Origin of the sequence: Flagellimonas alvinocaridis, from assembly GCF_004916895.1 — a bacterium.
Classification (GTDB): domain Bacteria; phylum Bacteroidota; class Bacteroidia; order Flavobacteriales; family Flavobacteriaceae; genus Flagellimonas; species Flagellimonas alvinocaridis.
This window is the reverse complement of sequence record NZ_SNTZ01000009.1, coordinates 48257-65393: the sequence shown is the minus strand read 5'-3', so window position 1 is coordinate 65393 and position 17137 is coordinate 48257. Positions and strand designations below refer to the sequence as shown.

14 protein-coding genes are annotated in these 17137 nt (G+C 41.3%); 2 read left to right on the top strand and 12 right to left on the bottom strand.

Annotation, left to right across the window (positions count from 1 at the left end; translation table 11 throughout):
* Positions 1 to 66: 66 nt before the first annotated feature.
* The 9 genes from EZV76_RS13515 to EZV76_RS13475 all read right to left on the bottom strand — a co-directional run bounded on the left by EZV76_RS13515 (position 67) and on the right by EZV76_RS13475 (position 10844).
* A complete protein-coding gene (locus tag EZV76_RS13515) occupies positions 67 to 1236 on the bottom strand; it encodes an OmpA family protein (protein ID WP_136567102.1) in 1170 nt (389 codons plus the stop codon).
* Positions 1237 to 1355: 119 nt separating this feature from the next.
* On the bottom strand, positions 1356 to 1805 hold the full coding sequence (locus tag EZV76_RS13510; RefSeq protein ID WP_136567101.1) for a hypothetical protein: 450 nt from the start codon (positions 1803 to 1805) through the stop codon (positions 1356 to 1358).
* A gap of 3 nt (positions 1806 to 1808) precedes the next feature.
* Entirely contained in the window at positions 1809 to 2951 is a 1143-nt protein-coding gene (gene bshA / locus EZV76_RS13505; protein ID WP_136567100.1) for an N-acetyl-alpha-D-glucosaminyl L-malate synthase BshA, read from the bottom strand.
* Positions 2952 to 2980: 29 nt separating this feature from the next.
* Positions 2981 to 5893 carry a serine hydrolase domain-containing protein gene (locus EZV76_RS13500; protein WP_136567099.1) on the bottom strand — a complete coding sequence of 971 codons (2913 nt, stop codon included), beginning with the start codon at positions 5891 to 5893 and terminating at the stop codon, positions 2981 to 2983.
* Between the two features lie 92 nt (positions 5894 to 5985).
* Positions 5986 to 6468, bottom strand: a complete 483-nt coding sequence (locus tag EZV76_RS13495) for an ABC transporter ATPase (RefSeq protein WP_136567098.1) — start codon at positions 6466 to 6468, stop codon at positions 5986 to 5988.
* 2 nt (positions 6469 to 6470) lie between these two features.
* Entirely contained in the window at positions 6471 to 7256 is a 786-nt protein-coding gene (locus EZV76_RS13490) for a (Fe-S)-binding protein (RefSeq protein ID WP_136567097.1), read from the bottom strand.
* A 10-nt stretch (positions 7257 to 7266) separates the two neighbouring features.
* Positions 7267 to 8589 carry a 4Fe-4S dicluster domain-containing protein gene (locus EZV76_RS13485; RefSeq protein WP_136567096.1) on the bottom strand — a complete coding sequence of 441 codons (1323 nt, stop codon included), beginning with the start codon at positions 8587 to 8589 and terminating at the stop codon, positions 7267 to 7269.
* A 3-nt stretch (positions 8590 to 8592) separates the two neighbouring features.
* Complete coding sequence (locus EZV76_RS13480; RefSeq protein ID WP_136567095.1) at positions 8593 to 9558, bottom strand: MlaD family protein; 966 nt, start codon at positions 9556 to 9558, stop codon at positions 8593 to 8595.
* 68 nt (positions 9559 to 9626) lie between these two features.
* Positions 9627 to 10844 carry an N-acetylmuramoyl-L-alanine amidase family protein gene (locus tag EZV76_RS13475; RefSeq protein WP_136567094.1) on the bottom strand — a complete coding sequence of 406 codons (1218 nt, stop codon included), beginning with the start codon at positions 10842 to 10844 and terminating at the stop codon, positions 9627 to 9629.
* A 130-nt stretch (positions 10845 to 10974) separates the two neighbouring features.
* Between EZV76_RS13475 and EZV76_RS13470 the strand changes: the two genes are divergently transcribed.
* Positions 10975 to 13674, top strand: coding sequence for a putative LPS assembly protein LptD (locus EZV76_RS13470; protein WP_136567093.1), 2700 nt, complete (start codon positions 10975 to 10977; stop codon positions 13672 to 13674).
* A 45-nt stretch (positions 13675 to 13719) separates the two neighbouring features.
* On the top strand, positions 13720 to 14100 hold the full coding sequence (locus tag EZV76_RS13465; RefSeq protein WP_136567092.1) for a RidA family protein: 381 nt from the start codon (positions 13720 to 13722) through the stop codon (positions 14098 to 14100).
* On the opposite strand, the gene EZV76_RS13460 is transcribed toward EZV76_RS13465, so the two are convergent.
* From EZV76_RS13460 to pfkA, 3 genes are all read right to left on the bottom strand, one after another.
* Positions 14093 to 14944, bottom strand: coding sequence for an N-acetylglucosamine kinase (locus tag EZV76_RS13460; protein ID WP_136567091.1), 852 nt, complete (start codon positions 14942 to 14944; stop codon positions 14093 to 14095). The genes EZV76_RS13465 and EZV76_RS13460 overlap by 8 nt on opposite strands.
* A 74-nt stretch (positions 14945 to 15018) precedes the next feature.
* Positions 15019 to 16020 (bottom strand): type I glyceraldehyde-3-phosphate dehydrogenase, encoded by a 1002-nt coding sequence (gap, locus tag EZV76_RS13455; protein WP_136567090.1) that lies wholly within the window; start codon positions 16018 to 16020, stop codon positions 15019 to 15021.
* A 23-nt stretch (positions 16021 to 16043) separates the two neighbouring features.
* A complete protein-coding gene (gene pfkA / locus EZV76_RS13450) occupies positions 16044 to 17030 on the bottom strand; it encodes a 6-phosphofructokinase (protein ID WP_136567089.1) in 987 nt (328 codons plus the stop codon).
* Between the last annotated feature and the right edge of the window lie 107 nt (positions 17031 to 17137).

Here is a 17137-nt window from a genome sequence, read left to right as displayed (position 1 = left end):
AATCTCCATTAACCATAAAAACCATAAACGAATGTTTATGGTTTTTATGCAGTTGAGATTTATATTTTACATCTTGATTATTAAAAACTCTGATCTTCTATTCTTTGAATGCTGCTCTTCGGTACAACGCACCCCATCTTTACAATCGTTCACCAATTGTGTTTCACCAAAGGCTTCATGCTCAATTCGCTCTTCAAAAATACCTTTGGAAATCACGTATTCCACTGTCCGTTCTGCCCTTCTTTCGGACAGCCATTGGTTATAGGTATGGGTTCCTCTGGAGTCTGTATGCGCCGTAATTCTGATATTCAATCCGGGCTCACTTTCCATAATGGCAACAAGCTCATCCAATAGTTCTTTATCCTTGGTAGTCAGATAAGAGGAATTTAACCTGAAGTATACATTGCCCAAATCGTTGATTTTATTTTGAAGTGCTGCCCTTCTTGCATCCTCTGCCGCTTTTTTAGCTTTTTCGGCGGCGGCGAGTTCAGCAGCTTCTTTCTCTCTCTGTAAACGCTCAGCAAGCAAACGTGCTTCTTCCTCTGCCTTTGCAATGGAATCTTGCACTCGTTGCTGTTCTTTTTCCATCTCTTCCAACAAGGCCAATTTTTCCAGTCCCTTTCTGGAAAGCCCTTTTTCGACCTCAAATCTGTAAGCTACGCCCAAAGCATGCTGTATGTGGTTTGTTGCATTGTCAATGCTCATGGCCCACTTCCCTGTAGTGTTGAAGTCCAATCCCCAGTGATCGGAGAACCAGGTCCTAAAACCTAATGTAGCGTTGTAAGTTCCCCTACCCTGGTTATTTGCATCGGTGTATCCTGCACCAATCCCAATGTAAGGGTCAAAAAAACCAGTTTCTCCCAAAATCATGTTAAGATCATAACTTACCCTAAAATCCAATCCAAAGTAATCTACATCTTCAGGGTTAATGGCCCTATCGATGATTTTTCCTTCCTTGTATTTATTATAGCTTCCAATAGCCTCAAGTCCAAGCCCGTTCTTAAAATAACGGCCTACGCTTATTCTGGACGGGTATGGAACCATGTTCCAAGCATTCTCTATGTCAAAAAGCCTGCTAAATTCGTGGCCTGAGTCATCCACCATATTGGTTCCCAAAGAAACCAACCAATAGCTCTGTACAATACTGTCTTTCTTGGTCATTTGGATATCCTGTGCAGAGATGGTCAATGCGAAGAAGCATACCAATACCGCAAGGGCCGGTTTTGAAGTATTCATGATAATTGATTTGAGGTTATCGTTAACAAAGCTATGTTAACTATACAAAAAGGTGAATTTTGCACTTTCAAGTGCTTTAATTTTCGACAAGACGCAATAAAAAAGGAATCTTTCGTTATTTACCACCCAATCTTTTTAAAACTGATCTCTTTTGAAACAAGTGGCATTTTGTAGACATAAAAAGGATAGGAGATAACTTGACTGTTTTCGGTACTTTTCTTTATTGTTGAGAGTTCCACGGCGATTGAAAGTACATCATCCGTTTGTTCAATTTGTGATAACATTGGGTCCCTTTGCCCTTGAATCTCTCCCAAACAGACCACTAGAAGCATTTCCTTTGAAAAGTCGACTGTAGGTACCGGAAGTCCTGGTTTTCGCGTCTTATTGATTTGTGCATAAAACTTGTTCAGGGATTTTTTGTCCTTTATGACACTTGTTTCATATTCCGAAATGCCACTATAACCATCTTGGGCAATTAAAATCAAATCTTCCATTTTTTCACCATACAAGGACTGGGCCTTACAGGAAAGTAAACATATCAACAATAAGGAAGACCAAAGGAATTTCATAAATCAGACTGTATTTTTAAAGCGGGAATTGTAGGCCTTTTCATATATCTCCTCATAAAGTGGCAATATATTGACAATATCAAATTTGGAGGCCACATTGTAAGCATTTTGCTTGAACTTCTCCAAAGTTTTGGTATCCCCTAAAATTTGCAAGGCCTTGCTGGCCATGTCGTTCACATCTCCAACATCGGACAAAAAGCCGGACACCCCATCAATATTTACTTCGGGAATTCCACCAGTATTGCTAGAGACCACAGCAACCTTATTGATCATGGCTTCCAAGGCTGCCAAACCAAAGCTTTCTGTTTCCGAAGGCAATAAAAACAAATCTGAAAAGCACAGAATTCTGTCAATCTCGGTACTATTCCCCAAGAACAATACCTTTTCCTTTAAGCCAAGATCATCACACATTTGTTCGGCCCTTTCCTTTTCAGGTCCTTCGCCTACCATGATAAGTTTTGCAGGCAGCTTTTTCTGAATACGGTCAAACACGCGAATCACATCTGGGATGCGCTTCACTTTTCTAAAATTACTGATATGTGTTATAATCCGCTCATTATCCTTGGCCATCAGCGAACGCTGGCAATCTGTATATTCCGTACTATATTTTGATTTTTCAACGAAATTCGGGATAACTTCTATCTCCTTCTCAATATCAAAAATCTCCAAGGTACTTTTCTTCAAGGCTTCGGATACCGAAGTGACGACATCCGATTTATTGATACTGAAGGTAACCGCAGGTTTGTAAAACGGGTGTTTCCCCACTAGGGTAATATCTGTTCCGTGCAGGGTTGTGATCATAGGGATAAAAATCCCATACTCCTGAAGCATTTTTTTGGCCATGTACCCTGCATAAGCATGCGGAATAGCGTAATGCACATGTAAAAGCTCAATATCGTACATTTTAATGGTGTCCACCAATTTACTGGACAAGGCCAACTCGTACGGTTGGTAGTGGAACAGGGGATACTCCGGGACATGGACTTCATGAAAATGGATGTTATTCCCCAAAAGCCCCAAACGAACGGGCTGTTTGTAGGTAATAAAATGTACTTCGTGCCCTCTTTCTGCCAAGGCTATACCTAATTCGGTGGCCACAACACCACTACCTCCAAAAGTGGGATAACAAACAATTGCAATTTTCATGAAAACAAAGCTACGGTAATATTTGTTTCTTAATTGATAATGGAATCATAAATAGCTTGTTGAATCCTGGTCCTAAGACCTGACTTAATCAACAAGGTATTGGTAGCCGATGGATAGGTCCGGTTAGATAAAAACACGTACACCAGCTCCGCATCGGGGTCTGCCCATGTGTAGGTTCCTGTAAACCCGCTATGGCCAAAACTCTTGTGTGATACACATCCACAAGTGGGTCCTTTTTCCTCTAGCTGAGGCTTATCAAACCCCACTCCTCTTCGTACATTTTTGTTGCAGAAGTAACAGGTATTGAATTTTTTCACCGTCCTGTCGTTCAAAAAACGTACTCCTCCATAATATCCACCTTGTAAATACATTTGCATGATTTTGGCCACATCGCTGGCTGTACTGAACAATCCCGCATGTCCTCCTACTCCACCCTGCATGGCAGCTCCCATATCGTGTACATAACCTTGCAAGGTCTGATATCGGAAATAGTTATCTTCCTCTGAAGGCACAATATCCTCTTTAGAAAACTTGTGCAATGGGTTAAAGGCAGTGTGTTGCAAGCCCATAGGCGTAAATAGAAATTCATCTATCAGTTCATCAAGGGATTTGCCGTAAGTTTCCTCTATATACTTTTTAAAAACATAGTAGCCCACATCGCTATACCGGTACCTATTGGATTTTAGGCTTTGCCTACCTATTCTGTTGTAAATGGAATCTTTATAGGCATTGGAAAGGTACAAGTGGTCCGCAACTTGATAAGAAAACCCCTCAGCTGGTGATTCTCTATAAAACTCTTCGGAAGGTTGCCTATCCTTGGTCAAAGTATCCAAATAAAAAGCTATCCACGCTGGAAGCCTACCATAATGTGACAATGCCTTCAATACGGTAACATCTTTTAATTCCGTATCTCCATATTCGGGTATCATCTCCTGAAACGTATTGTTAAGGGCTATCTTCCCTTCTTCCTCCATTTTCATTATCAAGGGTAGAGTCGATAGTATCTTAGTCAGCGAAGCCAAATCGTAGATAGAGTTTACATCTACTTGTTGAGTAGAATCGTATGTGGGTTTCCCAAAACTCTTATTATAGACTACCTTACCCTTTCTAGCAACCAAGACCTGTGCTCCTGGAAACATAAGGGAATCCAACCCGGAATGGACCAGACTGTCCACTTCGGCAAGCCTTGTGGAACTTAATCCCACCCGCTCAGGAATACTGTATCCCAAACGTTTCAAGGATTCCATTTTTTGTCCTGTGTTTACCGGAAACTCAGGATGCGCTGATACTGGTAACTTACCATTAGCCCCAATTGCCCCAAAAATGACCTCTGCTGCCTTTTCTTGCGCTATCTTACTATTCTGATAAGCCATGACCACGCCATCAATCGCATCAAAATTCAACACATCCAACAACGCATACGGCCTCGCAAAAACTGTTAAAATGGTATTACTGGTGCGCAATCTGGATATTTCTTGAAGCCAAAACAGCTCGTTTTTGGAAAATTTATATCCTTTCCATGGGTTTTGGTTGCTTTTGTGAAATCCTATGATGACCAAGTTATAGTCCGCCAATTCCTTTCGATACCCTGCCAAATCTTTGGCGTTTATTGCTGTTACTTTAAAATATTGATTTAGCGCATCCAAAAAAGGTTCGCCTTCGGCATCGCCAAAATGGACATAGGCAATTTTCTTGTTCTCCAGTTTTTTGATGGGCATCAAGGAAAAGTTGTTCTTCACTACTGTTATGGCTCCCTCAATAGCCTCTTCATACAGCACATCGTTCTCTATATCGTTTAAATCTTCATAGAGATTTTCCAAGACAACGGGTTTATAGTTTGACAAGCCTGCTTTATACTTGGCCATCAATATCTTTTTTACGGAATGCGAAAGACGTTCCTCGGTAATGGTCCCTGCTCGATAGGCTTCCACTATCTTTTGCTTGGCAGCCATTACGTTCACGGGCATCAACAACATATCATTCCCAGCTAAAAATGCCTGTAATTCCACCTCGCCATCCGGGGCAAATTCAGAAACTGCCTTCATGTTCAATGCATCCGTGAAAACGAGTCCCTTGAACCCCATTTCCTTCTGAAGCAGGTCCAACACAATATTTTTAGAAAGTGACGAGGGAAAACCTTCTCTTTGCTCTACGCTTGGAACCGCCAAATGGGCAATCATCACAGAACTCAAACCACTATCAATGGCCCTACTGAAAGGATAGAGCTCAATGGAATCCAATTGCTTCCTGTCTGAAGCGATAATGGGTAACGACTTATGGGAGTCGGTTGCGGTATCGCCATGTCCCGGAAAGTGTTTTCCACAAGACAGAACACCTGCCTGTTCCATCCCCTTTGCAAAGGCCATTCCCTTTTGGGCTACATTCAAAGGGTCTTCTCCAAAGGAGCGGTTACCAATAATAGGGTTTTGTGGATTGTTATTGACATCTAAATCAGGGGCGAAATTAATATGTACTCCCAATCGTTTCGCATGCTTTCCAATTTGATACCCAACCTTTTCAACAATATCATTATCCTGTATGGCCCCCAAGGTCATGTTCCAAGGAAATGCATACGTGGAATCCAAACGCATGGCAAGCCCCCATTCCGCATCCAGCCCAATCATCAATGGAGTTTTGGATTGCGATTGGTACGTATTGGTTAACATGGCTTGTTTAACAGGACTGCCCGGTAAAAAAATAACCCCACCAATACCTTCTTCTTTGACCAACTTGGTAATCTTATCCGTAGAAGCTTTATCTTGATTTGAAGCAATGCTCACCATGAACAGTTGCCCAATCCGTTCTTCAAGAGACATCTGTCCATATTGGTTTTCCACCCAATTCATTTGGGCAATGGAATCTTTGGTGACCAAAGGATTGTTCTGACCGTTAAGGCACAAACAAAAGAATAAGAAAAGGGGAAAGTAGAGGTTTCTTCGCATAAATATCTTGTCTATGACATGAACTTATCGCAGATAAAAATATTGCATTTCATCGAAGAATGTACTGAAATTAAGATAATTTAAGACTTTTGTTACACAAATCGGGCATGCCAACTTTCACTGGCGGGGACTTCCCAGTTCTCCAAATATTCCAGTTTACTGGCTACCAAATTGTTAAAAACAATGGTGTTTTTTGATACCGCCTTCTCTTTGGCCATTCTTTTAAAATCCTTCAACGGTTTATATGCGATATAATCTCCTTGCTTAAAGGAAACATTCATCCTGTCCAACAATGTCACATCGTATTTTTGCTCCAAAGTTTGGATAAAATGTACCGAAGCATCTATGGAACAACCTGAAGCACTGGCATTCGACTGATCTAATCCTACAATGATAAATCTCTTGTATTTTATCTCAAATCCGGCATGCAAATCACTTCCATGAGCTGTCCATTGCTGTAGAAAATTGGATAATGCTTCCTCAATTTCTTCCTGTTCCGCATCGGTAAAGCTTCTATTGGATTGATAAATCCATATTCTTGAATGACCCGGAAGGTCTTTAAATTCTGTCAACATAACTAAATGGAGTTTGCTAAAAGCTCGGCCACATCCATGACCGAAACACTATCTTCTTTCTCATGGGCTTTAATCCCATCCGTCATCATGGTATTGCAATAAGGGCATCCTGTTGCGATAATATTGGGTTGGGTCTCCAAAGCATCTTTCGTTCGTAAAACATTAATGTCCATATCTCCCTTTTCTGGTTCTTTGAACATTTGTGCCCCTCCAGCACCGCAGCACAAAGCCCTACTCTTGTGCCGTTTCATTTCTACCAATTCGGCATTGGTTTTGGAGAGCACGTCCCTGGGAGCTTCAAAAACTGAATTGGCACGACCAAGGTAACAGGGGTCATGGAAGGTTATGCGTTTTCCTTTGTACTTCTCGCCTTCTATTGTTAAACGCCCAGAATCCAACAATTCCTTTAGAAATTGGGTATGGTGCACTACCTCGTATTTTCCACCAAGGCCCGGATATTCATTCTTTAGGGTATTGAAAGAATGCGGGTCGCAGGTTACAATTCGCTTTATTTCGTAGCCATTCAACAATTGAATGTTCATCATGGCCTGCATTTGGAATAAAAACTCGTTTCCAGCTCTCTTGGCCACATCTCCAGTAGAACTTTCCTCTGATCCCAAGACAGCAAAATCCACCTTAGCTTTGTTCAGCAACTTTACAAAGGCCCGGGTTATCTTTTTGGCACGATCATCATAACTGCCAGCAGAGCCCACCCAGAACAATATTTCCGGCTGCTTTCCTTCCGCCATAAATTGCTGCATGGTCTTTACTGTCAATTGCTCGCTCATAGTCCTAAAATTATTCGTTCACCCAATTTAAACGATCCATTTGGTTGTACGGCCAAGGGGCTCCATTGTTTTCTATATTGGACATCATTACGTTCAATTCAGATGGTGCGGCAGATTGTTCCATTACCAAGAACCGCCTCATCTCCATAATAATGGACAAAGGGTCTATACTCACTGGGCAAGCCTGAACACAAGCATTACACGTAGTACATGCCCATAACTCTTCCCTGCTGATATAATCATCCAAGAGTTGTTTCCCATCCGAAACAAACGTTCCCTTGTTGGCATCCATTACCTTTCCTACTTCTTCCAAGCGATCTCGGGTATCCATCATAATCTTCCTTGGAGATAGTTTTTTCCCAGTCTGATTGGCCGGACACTCCGAGGTACACCTTCCACATTCGGTACAGGTATAGGCATTGAGCAATTGCACCCAATTTAAATCCATTACGTCCGATGCCCCGAATTTCTCAGGTACTGGAGCATCAGCAGGTGGTGCTGCAAAAGGGTCTGCCGATGGATCCATCATCAATTTTACTTCATTGGTGACAGACTCCAAGTTATTGAATTCCCCTTGGGGTTTGACCTTCCCATAGTATGTGTTGGGAAACGCTAAAAGGATATGCAAATGTTTTGAATAATAGAGGTAGTTCAAAAAAGTTAAAATACCCAAAATATGCAGCCACCATGCGGTACGCTCTATAATAACCAAAGTGGAAATGGACAATCCATCCATTAGGGGTAATAAAAATTGACTGACCGGAAAGGCTCCTGCTTGGGTATAATGTTCTGCTCCCGATTGTTGTAATTGAAAATCGGCAGCATTCATGGTCAAGAAAAGTACCATCAACACAAATTCTATGTATAGAATCATGTTTCCGTCTTTCTTGGGCCATCCTTTCATTTCTGGTTTGATGAACCGTTTCAATCTGATGATGTTTCTTCGAATCCAAAAAATCGTTACGGCCACAATGACCAAAAGTGCTAAAACCTCAAATGAACCGATAAGAAAATCGTATAGGCCTCCTAAAGGAGAAAACAGTCTGTGAGTACCCAAAATACCATCTAGGATGATTTCGAGCACTTCAATGTTAATGATAATGAACCCCACATAGACAATGATGTGCATAAGCCCAGCAACTGGGCGAACAACCATTTTACTCTGTCCCAATGCAATCCTAACCATATTCCTCCATCGTTGTGGCTTATGGTCACTTACATCAACATCTTTCCCCAATTTGATGTTTCTAGCGAGCTTTTTAACATTCTTGACAAAAAAACCGATACCCCCTATCAGGGCTATTAGAAAAAGAATGTTGGGAAGGTATTGCATATCTTAATTTTGGTCCTGTTCGGCAGGGTCTTTTTCCGGTAGGGTGTACTCTTTCTGTTTTTTACCGAATACGGATACGTTTACATATCGTTTTGGGTTGAGCCTAAAGTCCTGAAGCAGTAAATCCAGTTCTCGCGAAGCTTCCGCAAGATTATTGTACAACTTATCATCGTGGGCAAGCTTGCCCAAAGACCCTTCCCCTTTTTCAATTTTTTCAAGAACTGTATTCAGACGGTCAACCGTAACCTGAAAATTGGAGACAGTTTGCGCCAATCCGGCATTGGCCAATGAATCGGACAATTTTGAGAAATTTGTAGTGATGTTGTCCACATTCTTCAATGAACTATCCAATTGCTCCTTGTTGTTTTCCAACAGGCCATTGAGTTTATCTGCACTGCCCTTAAAAGAATTTACCATTTCATGAAGGGCAACTATGGTTTGTTTAAGTTCCCTTTTTGTAGGATCGTCCAAAATCTGGTTCACGTTCATCAAAAGTGAATCGGCATTGGAAACAGCCCCTTCAACCTTCATCTGTAACGGAGTAAGTTTTTGCTGCACCAATTCCGTAATCCCTGGTTTAATGTTAGATGTAAGGGTGTCTCCGGATTTTGCACGCGGGGCGTCATCAAAAACAGGGTTTATCTGGATTCCTTTCCCCCCTATAATTCCAGTGTCATAAAGTTCTGCAACACTATTTTCGGAGAATTCAAATTCGTTGCTGACGGTAAAAGTGACCACCAATTTCCCTGAACTGTCCTTAAATTTAATATTGTTTACGTTGCCCACGTTCAACCCGTTGATAGATACTTGGGTTCCGGCTTGCAGTCCTCCCACATTGTCATAGACAGCATGAAAAGTCTTGTTGTTTTCAAAAAGGGAGGCGGATTTTAGGTAACTCAACCCAAAAATAAAGGCTAAAATCCCAGCTAACACAATAACCCCAGTTTTGATTTCCCTGGATAGTTTCAAAAGATTCGGTTTATGGTTTTAAACAAAATTAGGAATATTTTTGACAAGGCTATCATTGTGTGGACAACCTAATTTACCGCTTGCGAAATGGGCACGCGTTTTCCGTTTTTATAGGCTACAATATACGATGTGGTATACCCCTTGGCATCTGCATTGGCCTTAAGCCTTTTGGCCTCTTCCAAAGTTGGGGCGTTACCATACATATATCTGTACAAATTTTTAAAAGGCTCTCTGGATAATTGGTCCAATCCATTAAAATTTTGTCCATTTAGTGGAATGCTCTTGGCGCTCGCCAAAAGCTGTACTTTAAAAACCACATCTGATTTACTTGCTGCCGATGGGATAACATCTTCTTTTTCTTCTTTAGTTACCGGCCGCTCAACTGTTTGTGGTTTGTTCTCTTTGATTTCTTCTGTTTTCGTAGGAGCTATATCTTTTTTTTCTTCAGGAATATCCACTGCAACTTCTGTATCTTCAATCTCTAGACTGGTATTGGGTTCCACACCACTGACAATGTCCGATTTATAGGCCAAAACTGCATCCGCAATTGCCTTTCCCATTTCAGCCTGCCCTTTTGATGAATTTAGGTAAGTTCCTTCATTTTTATTGGTTAAAAAGCCTGTTTCTACCAAAACACTGGGCATAAAAGTTTGATGTAGCACTATAAACCCTGCTTGCTTTACTTTTCTATCTTTTCTTTTGAGTTGTTTGGTGAAATTATCTTGAAGCCTTTTTCCAAGCATAATGCTCTGGTCTAAAAATTCTTCCTGCATAATGGTAAGGCCAATGACAGACTCTGGAGAATTGATATCGTACTCCGCATAACGTTGTTCGTAATCGTCCTCTAAGTAAATTACCGAGTTTTCCTTTTTGGCCACTTCAAAATTTTGTCGGTTGGCATGCAGTCCCAAAACAAAAGTACCGGCCCCATGAGCGTCCGAATTATGGGAATCACAATGTACGGATACAAAGAGGTCCGCATTGGCTTGATTGGCTATTTCCCCTCTTTTAAATAAGTCAACAAAAGTGTCGTCCTTTCTAGTATAAACGACTTTGACATCCGGATGCTTGCCTAATTCCTCACCTGCCTTCAGCACAATTTTTAGCGCAATATCCTTTTCCAAATACCCATTTCCAAGGTTCCCCGGGTCATGCCCTCCATGTCCTGCATCCAAAACAACAACAAATTTATCCTTGGGAGGGAATTCGGTATTATTTTTGGTGAAGGACGTTAAAGTGAGTACTGATAGGAAAAAAACCAAAAATGTTGACCTGCTTTTATTCATAAGAACCGAGTAATTATAGTGTTCCTTATTGGTTAAAAATATCGTAATCCGCCATAATCAGAACAAAAAATATATGTAAGTTTGAGCCCAAAAACTGAGCCAAACCAGCACAAAAATAGGATTTATCACGTTGCAATCAAATAAACATCTTTTAGTTTTCCTATTTGTTCTTCTTTGTGGCACAGCATCCTTAGTGGCTCAGGAAGACCCTATTATGCCTTTGCCCATAAAAGCCATACAGGATAGCATAACAGCTCCCTTGATGCCGGCTAATTTCCTAAAAGGTCCCAATGAGGTTGATTCTGTTGAGGTGGATTCCGCAGCCCAAAAACAGCCTTTATTGTTGGATAAAATCAAATACAAGGCCAAGGACTACGTAAAACTCAGCCAGAAAGATAACAAAATTTATTTGTACGACGAGGCAGAAATCTATTATCAAGATACCGAACTCAAAGCTGGTGTTATTGTAATGGATTATGTGAAAAATGAGGTTTATGCCGGTCGAATGAGGGATTCCACAGGTACTTTTTCGCAAATTCCTTATTTTAAACAAGGGGACAATGAGGTACGCCCTGACTCCATTCGTTTTAATTTTGACACCCAAAAAGCGTTGATCTGGAATTCCAGAACGGAACAACAAGCTGGACTTGGGCAATTGGGCAGCGATGCCATGAAGGTATATGCTGAGGTCACCAAAAAGGAAAACGACTCCGTGTACTTTCTAAGTGAGGCTAAATTGACTACCTCAAAGGACACTATAGATCCAGATTATTATATCCGTGTTCGCAAGGCCAAGTTTGTGCCCAAGAAAAAAATCATTGCTGGCTATAGCAATATGTATATTGTGGATGTTCCCACCCCCATTGCTTTGCCATTTGCGTATTTTCCTTTGACCACGGGGCGAGTGGCCGGATTGCTCTTCCCTACTTTTGGTAATGATCCCCAAAGGGGATATTTCCTTCAGAATGGAGGGTATTATCTACCCATAAGCGAATATGTAGACCTTAGTGTTACCGGAGATTTCTATACCAATGGCAGCTATGGGTTTAGAGGGCAGTCCATATACGCAAAACGTTACAATTTTAAGGGAAACATCAATTTTAGCTATGAGAACCTTATCCGAAGTCAAAAGGGGTTCGACGATTATAGCCGTACCAGTAATTACAATATTAGGATAACGCATACACAGGATCCCAAGGCAAGTCCCTATTCACGATTTTCAGCTTCTGTGAATCTGGGAAGTAGTCAATACTATACCAACTCCCTGAACCAAGTAAACCGAAACAACTCCCAAACGAACACTTTTGCTTCGTCCATAAGCTATTCCAAAACATTTCCGGCCTATCCGTCCGTGAATACTAGCTTAACTTTGACACATACCCAAAATACGCGATCTGAAGAGAGAACCATAAATATGTCGTTGCCAACGTTCCAAGCCAGTATGGAGCGTATTTTCCCATTTGCCAAACGCGATGGAATAAAAAAAGGCATCCTGCAGAATATCAACTTTCAGTATGATGTGAACGCCCAAAACAGTATAACTACCAATGAGGAAGACTTTTTTACGAGCAAAATGTTCGATGATGCCAAAATTGGGGCGAGGCACCGTATTCCTATTGGGACCAACTTCAAGGTCGCCAAATATTTGAGTGTTAGCTTAAATGGAAGTTATGAGGATGTATGGACACTCGAGACCATCCGCCGCAGATATGTTGAAGAGGAAGAAAGGGTTGTAACAGATACAATTGCCGGGTTTGACCGATTTAACCGTTATAATCTAGGAGCGAGCATTGGTACCGTGGTATATGGTACCTTTAATTTTGGAGAGGACAAAAAAATCCAAGCTATCCGCCATGTTATGAGACCTTCCATTGGATATAGCTACACGCCTTCCTTTGAACAATTTTATGATAGCTATATAGATGGCGATGGTGATGAAGTACAGTATACCCCTTATGAAACAAGTATCTATGGAAGGCCCTCGTTAAGCAAGGGAAGCTCCCTTAACTTCTCATTACAGAATACTTTGGAGGCCAAGGTCAGGGACAAGGACTCAACGGCCACTGAACCTAGAAAAGTGAGCATCCTTAGCAACCTTACCCTATCAACCAGTTATAATTTTGAAGCCGATTCGTTAAAGTTGAGCCCTTTCAACTTATCTGGTTCCACTGAAATCATTAAAAAAGTCCCTATTAACTTTGCCGCTACTTTTGATCCCTACGCCATAGACAACAATGGTAGAAGAATAAATACCCTGAACATAAAAAATGGGGGTGGTTTGGCACGATTGACATCAGCGCGTATAAATACCGGTTTTTCCTTGAACAGTGAAATGTTCAAGAAAGGAGCCAAAGACAAAAAAGAAGAGGATGACCAACAGGGGCAACCAGATTATGGTGCCAACCCGTTTGAACTTCAGGGCGCCCGTGATGGGGAACCGCATTTTAAAAAGGATGATGCCGGCACTGACGAAGTGGACAGTCCAACCTACAGAACGGACATTCCGTGGGATGTTAGACTTACCTACGTGGCCACATACAACAACAGAAACAGGGAGAAAGAGATTACCAACCATTCCCTAATGTTCTCTGGGAACGTGCAGCTAACCCCCAAATGGGAAGTTGGTTTCAACTCTGGTTATGATCTAAAGAACAAAGGTTTTGCAGATACACGGTTCAACTTTAAAAGGGATTTAAGCAGTTTTAGGCTCAGTTTCGATTGGACGCCTTTTGGTAGATATGAACGATGGTATTTCTTTATTGGTATAAAGAGTTCCATCCTTAGTGACCTGAAATGGGAAAATAGAAGTCAGCCTTTTAGCAGAAGATAATTTTAAATATCTTCAAACCTTATAACAGAATCAAAACCGTCCATCATGAAGAAAATCATAAATACTCCAAAAGCCCCTGCACCCATCGGACCATACAATCAAGCTGTACTGATTAAGGATACGCTATATATTTCGGGGCAAATCCCAATTGATCCCGCTACGGGAAAGTTGGTGGAGGGAGATATTAAAAAGGAAACCAAACAGTCCATGGAAAACCTAAAAGCCATCTTGGACGAAGCTGGGTTGACTTTTGAACATGTGGTAAAAACCTCAATTTTCATTAAGGACATGCATCAATTTTCTGAAATAAACGAAGTGTACGGCACTTACTTTGATGCTGCAACGGCACCAGCAAGGGAAACTGTTGAAGTGGCCAACCTCCCCAAGTTTGTAAATGTTGAAATTTCGATGATTGCCGCTAAATAGTTTGCTGGTGAAACTCTACCAAGCCTTCTATGGGCCTTCTTCGTATAACCCCAAGAATAAGATCGTTCCTTTCCAAACAAGCTTTTAGCTCGTCTTGAAGGAAGTGGGCAATACTACCCACAAAGCTAATGGGAACCTTGGTGGCCAATTCAAACTGCATAATGTAGTTGTTCACAAATTGCTGCAATCCTTTCTCTATGACCCCTTTGCAATAAGGGTGTTCTTTATTTTCGATAATGAAACGGGCAAAAGTGGCCAGATAGGTGTTTGGGTTCGGCTGCTTGTACAAGTTTTCTTTGATCACATCTGCTTCAAGGTTATACTCTTTGGCAAACTTGATTCCCAAATCCTGTGGCATTTTATGAAAATAGTAATCCCTTAAAAGTTTTCTTCCGAAGAAATTACCACTTCCATCATCCATTAAAATGTAGCCCAATGAGGTTACTTTTTGCATTAATTGATGACCATCATAATAACTACAATTGGAGCCTGTTCCTAAAATACAGACAATCCCCTGACGTCCTATATTGGTAGTTGCATATATAGCTGCGTAGGTATCTTCCCTAACTTCTGCCTTTGCATTGGGGAAAAAGTCCTTGAAAATTTCCTTTAGGAAATTTTTCATGCGGTCTGTACCGCAACCTGCTCCGTAAAAATATAACTGACGTACTGTTTCCCTGTTCTTGGAAAGCTCAAAATTGTTGGCCAATCTATCCTCAATCACCTCTCGCGTAAGCACTTCTGGACTTAATCCCAGTGTTTGGGTAAGGAACAATTGTTTCCCTTTTTCATCCAATGCAATCCAATCGGATTTAGTGGCTCCACTATCCACAATCAAAATCATATACGTCGAAGTTTTTTGGTTGAATCCAAAAGAGGGCATCCACCCTCTTTTGGACCTATATGCAAGATACTAAATTAAAGGCTCGCGGCGTATTCGGCCAAGTCTACCAATTTATGGGAATATCCGGTCTCATTATCATACCATGATACCACTTTGAAAAACTTGGAATTTAGTTCAATCCCAGCTTCTGCATCAAAGATGCTCGTTCTGGTGTCGCCCACAAAATCTTGGGAAACCACAGCTTCATCCGTATAGCCCAAAACACCGGCCAATTCACCATCGGCCGCTTTTTTGAATGCCTTTTTGATTTCCTCATAGGAGGTTTCTTTTTCCAAACGAACCGTTAAATCCACAACGGATACATCGGCAGTAGGCACTCTAAAGGCCATACCGGTAAGTTTTCCCTCCAAAGAAGGAATAACCTTGGTTACCGCTTTGGCGGCTCCAGTAGCGGCAGGAATAATGTTCAAGAGAGCACTTCTTCCTCCTCTATAATCTTTTCTAGATGGTCCATCTACGGTCATCTGTGTAGCTGTAGTAGCGTGAACCGTGGTCATTAACCCTTCCTCAATTCCAAACTCATCATCAAGTACCTTGGCCAAAGGAGCCAAACAGTTGGTGGTACAAGAAGCGTTGGATATAATGGTATCCGAAGCTTTAACATCTTGATGGTTAACTCCCATTACAAACATAGGAGCGTCTTTTGATGGTGCAGAAATAACAACTTTCTTGGCACCTCCGTCAATGTGATATTGAGCGGTTTCCAAAGTGGTGAAGATACCTGTACATTCAGCTACAACATCAGCACCAACCTCATCCCATTTTAAATTCTTGGGGTCGCGCTCAGCAGTGATTCTAATGGTTTTTCCGTCTACAATAAGATTTCCATCTTTAATTTCGATAGTTCCATCGAATCTACCGTGAACCGAGTCATACTCCAACAAATAGGCCAGGTGTTCCACATCCAGCAAGTCGTTGATCGCAACTACGTCCACATTGTCCCTTTTTACGGTTGCACGAAACACCAACCTTCCAATTCTACCGAATCCGTTGATTCCTATTTTCAATTTTGACATTTTCTCTCCTTTTTGTTTTTAAATTATGTTGTCATTATATCTGAAACTCTAATGAGTTCTTGGTCTATTTCTGTATGCGCCTTGATTGCTTCGGCAATTGGGGTAAGCACCAATTTGGTGTCTTTTATCCCTACCATGAAGTTGGATTTGCCCTCTAACAGGCTTTCCACTGCCTTTACACCCATTCTACTGGCCAAGACACGATCAAAACATGTTGGATTACCTCCTCTTTGCATATGTCCCAAAACAGATACCCTTACATCGTAGATGGGTAAATGCTCTTCTACATATTCTTTAAGCTCGAAAACGTTCTTCCCTATTTTATCACCTTCAGCGACAATAACTATACTGGAGGATTTTCCGGATTTTTTACTTCGCTTAAGGGACTCCACCAAACGCTCAAGGCCTAAATTCAACTCTGGGATCAAAATCTCTTCTGCACCAGCACCAACTCCCGCATTTAGGGCGATATGGCCCACATCCCTTCCCATTACCTCTACAAAGAACAAACGGTTATGGGAACTGGCCGTATCCCGTATTTTATCAACCGCCTCAACTACTGTATTGATGGCTGTATCAAAACCAATGGTATAGGAAGATCCTAAAATATCATTGTCTATGGTACCTGGAATTCCCATCACGGGAAAACCAAATTCCTCATTAAAAAGCATGGCTCCGTTAAAACTGCCATTACCCCCAATAACCACAAAGGCATCTATGCCTTCTTTTACCAATTGGTCGTATGCCTTTTGCCTTCCTTGCTTTGTTCTAAACTCTTCACAACGGGCAGATTTTAGGATGGTCCCGCCTTTATTTATAATATTGTTCACACTACGGGCATCCAAGGCCTTAAAATCACCCTCGATCATACCTTGATACCCTCGGTAAATACCTATACATTCAATTTTGAGATACGCACATGTACGGACAACAGAACGAATTGCCGCATTCATCCCAGGAGCGTCTCCCCCAGAGGTAAAAACCCCTATTTTCTTAATTTCAGAAGCCATTCAAATTTTTAAAGGGTCAAAACTAGGAAACTTTATTTAAAATATGGATGCCTTAATAATTTATTTACTTCCATCCATTTTTTCAAACGTTTTCGTAAAGAATTAAT

Bases quoted from the DNA above. Each gene is read 5' to 3' on its own strand.
- EZV76_RS13515 (WP_136567102.1), bottom strand. From the start codon at position 1,236: ATGAATACTTCAAAACCGGCCCTTGCGGTATTGGTATGCTTCTTCGCA.
- EZV76_RS13510 (WP_136567101.1), bottom strand. From the start codon at position 1,805: ATGAAATTCCTTTGGTCTTCCTTATTGTTGATATGTTTACTTTCCTGT.
- bshA (WP_136567100.1), bottom strand. From the start codon at position 2,951: ATGAAAATTGCAATTGTTTGTTATCCCACTTTTGGAGGTAGTGGTGTT.
- EZV76_RS13500 (WP_136567099.1), bottom strand. From the start codon at position 5,893: ATGCGAAGAAACCTCTACTTTCCCCTTTTCTTATTCTTTTGTTTGTGC.
- EZV76_RS13495 (WP_136567098.1), bottom strand. From the start codon at position 6,468: ATGTTGACAGAATTTAAAGACCTTCCGGGTCATTCAAGAATATGGATT.
- EZV76_RS13490 (WP_136567097.1), bottom strand. From the start codon at position 7,256: ATGAGCGAGCAATTGACAGTAAAGACCATGCAGCAATTTATGGCGGAA.
- EZV76_RS13485 (WP_136567096.1), bottom strand. From the start codon at position 8,589: ATGCAATACCTTCCCAACATTCTTTTTCTAATAGCCCTGATAGGGGGT.
- EZV76_RS13475 (WP_136567094.1), bottom strand. From the start codon at position 10,844: ATGAATAAAAGCAGGTCAACATTTTTGGTTTTTTTCCTATCAGTACTC.
- EZV76_RS13465 (WP_136567092.1), top strand. From the start codon at position 13,720: ATGAAGAAAATCATAAATACTCCAAAAGCCCCTGCACCCATCGGACCA.
- EZV76_RS13460 (WP_136567091.1), bottom strand. From the start codon at position 14,944: ATGATTTTGATTGTGGATAGTGGAGCCACTAAATCCGATTGGATTGCA.
- gap (WP_136567090.1), bottom strand. From the start codon at position 16,020: ATGTCAAAATTGAAAATAGGAATCAACGGATTCGGTAGAATTGGAAGG.
- pfkA (WP_136567089.1), bottom strand. From the start codon at position 17,030: ATGGCTTCTGAAATTAAGAAAATAGGGGTTTTTACCTCTGGGGGAGAC.